Origin of the sequence: Acetobacter estunensis, assembly GCF_019083805.1 — a bacterium.
In the GTDB taxonomy this organism is placed as follows: domain Bacteria; phylum Pseudomonadota; class Alphaproteobacteria; order Acetobacterales; family Acetobacteraceae; genus Acetobacter; species Acetobacter estunensis_A.
In genome coordinates, this window is the sequence record NZ_JAHRDV010000034.1 from 1 (window position 1) to 1,814 (window position 1,814).

Consider the following 1,814-nt stretch of genomic DNA (forward strand, 5'->3'; position numbering starts at 1 on the left):
CTCGCGAGCGCCCTCACCATTTGATCCGCATGCCAGCCAGCAAATCCCCAGTATTGGTGCATCGGGCTACCGTTGCGGCCGTCACTCCAGAAAATGCCGGCCTCCCTCACTTCACCAGCTTCGCCAACCCTCCCACAACCTTGCGCGCCAGTTTGATTCGCTGCGCGTTCGTCAATTCTCGCACAACAGCCAGTTTGTGATCGGGACGGAGACGGGCCGTACCGTCCTTCCAGTTCGTGATCCAGCGGATAAGGCCCTCCGGATTGGCGAAGCTGTTTCCGCGGAACTGAAGCACCATACCCTTCGGCCCGGCTTCCAATCGCTCAATCCCAGCCTCACGACAGAAACGCTTGAGCGCCACAACATCGAGCAGGTTCTTGAGTTCTGGTGGCACCTCACCAAAGCGATCCACCAGTTCGGCTTCCATCGCCTCATCTTCCGCCTCGGACGCAAGCGCACTGATGCGACGATACAGGCCCAGCCGCACCGGAAGATCCGTGACATACGTGTCAGGAATAAGCACCGGCAGGCCAAGCACGATGGTGGGTGTCCAGTCGCGATCTTGCGACTTCGCGCGGCCTTTCTCGGCGCGCAGATCAGCCACGGCATCCTGCAACATCTGCTGATACAGTTCGATGCCAACCTCGCGGATATGGCCCGACTGCTCCTCACCCAACAGATTACCCGCGCCACGCAGATCCAGATCGTGAGACGCCAGCGTGAAACCCGCGCCCAATGTGTCGAGCGTCTGCATGATCTCCAGCCGCTTCTGGGCCGAAGCCGACAGCACATGCGTCTGCGGCCACGTGAGATAAGCGTAGCCACGCTGCTTGCCACGTCCTACACGCCCACGAAGCTGATAGAGTTGTCCCAGCCCGAACATGTCGGCGCGATGAATGATGAGCGTATTGACGGTGGGCATATCCAGCCCGCTCTCTACAATATTGGTGGAAAGCAGGATATCGTATTTCCCGTCCGCGAACTCCGTCATCACACGCTCAAGCTCGGTCGCGGACAATTGCCCGTGCGCTTTCACCACTTTCGCATCCGGCACGATATCGGCCAGACGCTCGACACATTGGGCGCGGGTTTCACGCTGGCGTCTCACGATCTGGATCTGCGTGGCGCGGGTAATCTGTTGGGTGAGGAGCAGTCGGGCCATATCCGCGAGGTTGGCATCGAACTGTATCAGCAGATGTTGCAGGATGCCGTGGCTGATCTGCGCGCCGAGAAAGGCCGCGCGAAGTCGCAAGATCGCGACTGGACACCCACCATCGTGCTTGGCCTGCCGGTGCTTATTCCTGACACGTATGTCACGGATCTTCCGGTGCGGCTGGGCCTGTATCGTCGCATCAGTGCGCTTGCGTCCGAGGCGGAAGATGAGGCGATGGAAGCCGAACTGGTGGATCGCTTTGGTGAGGTGCCACCAGAACTCAAGAACCTGCTCGATGTTGTGGCGCTCAAGCGTTTCTGTCGTGAGGCTGGGATTGAGCGATTGGAAGCCGGGCCGAAGGGTATGGTGCTTCAGTTCCGCGGAAACAGCTTCGCCAATCCGGAGGGCCTTATCCGCTGGATCACGAACTGGAAGGACGGTACGGCCCGTCTCCGTCCCGATCACAAACTGGCTGTTGTGCGAGAATTGACGAACGCGCAGCGAATCAAACTGGCGCGCAAGGTTGTGGGAGGGTTGGCGAAGCTGGTGAAGTGAGGGAGGCCGGCATTTTCTGGAGTGACGGCCGCAACGGTAGCCCGATGCACCAATACTGGGGATTTGCTGGCTGGCATGCGGATCAAATGGTGAGGGCGCTCGCGAG

The 1,814-nt window shown here is 59.8% G+C and carries 1 protein-coding gene and 1 pseudogene; one reads left to right on the forward strand and one right to left on the reverse strand.

Annotation, left to right across the window (positions count from 1 at the left end; all coding sequences use genetic code 11):
* Positions 1 to 106 precede the first annotated feature (106 nt).
* Positions 107 to 1,129: pseudogene (locus KUA11_RS16895) on the reverse strand (TRCF domain-containing protein); the annotation flags it as partial.
* Between the two features lie 66 nt (positions 1,130 to 1,195).
* Here KUA11_RS16895 and KUA11_RS16900 point away from each other — a divergent pair.
* Positions 1,196 to 1,708 carry a TRCF domain-containing protein gene (locus KUA11_RS16900; RefSeq protein WP_408744233.1) on the forward strand — a complete coding sequence of 171 codons (513 nt, stop codon included), beginning with the start codon at positions 1,196 to 1,198 and terminating at the stop codon, positions 1,706 to 1,708.
* Positions 1,709 to 1,814: the final 106 nt, after the last annotated feature.

What these genes read in the sequence shown, in the direction of transcription:
- KUA11_RS16900 (WP_408744233.1), top strand. Translation starts at nt 1,196, where the DNA reads ATGTTGCAGGATGCCGTGGCTGATCTGCGCGCCGAGAAAGGCCGCGCG.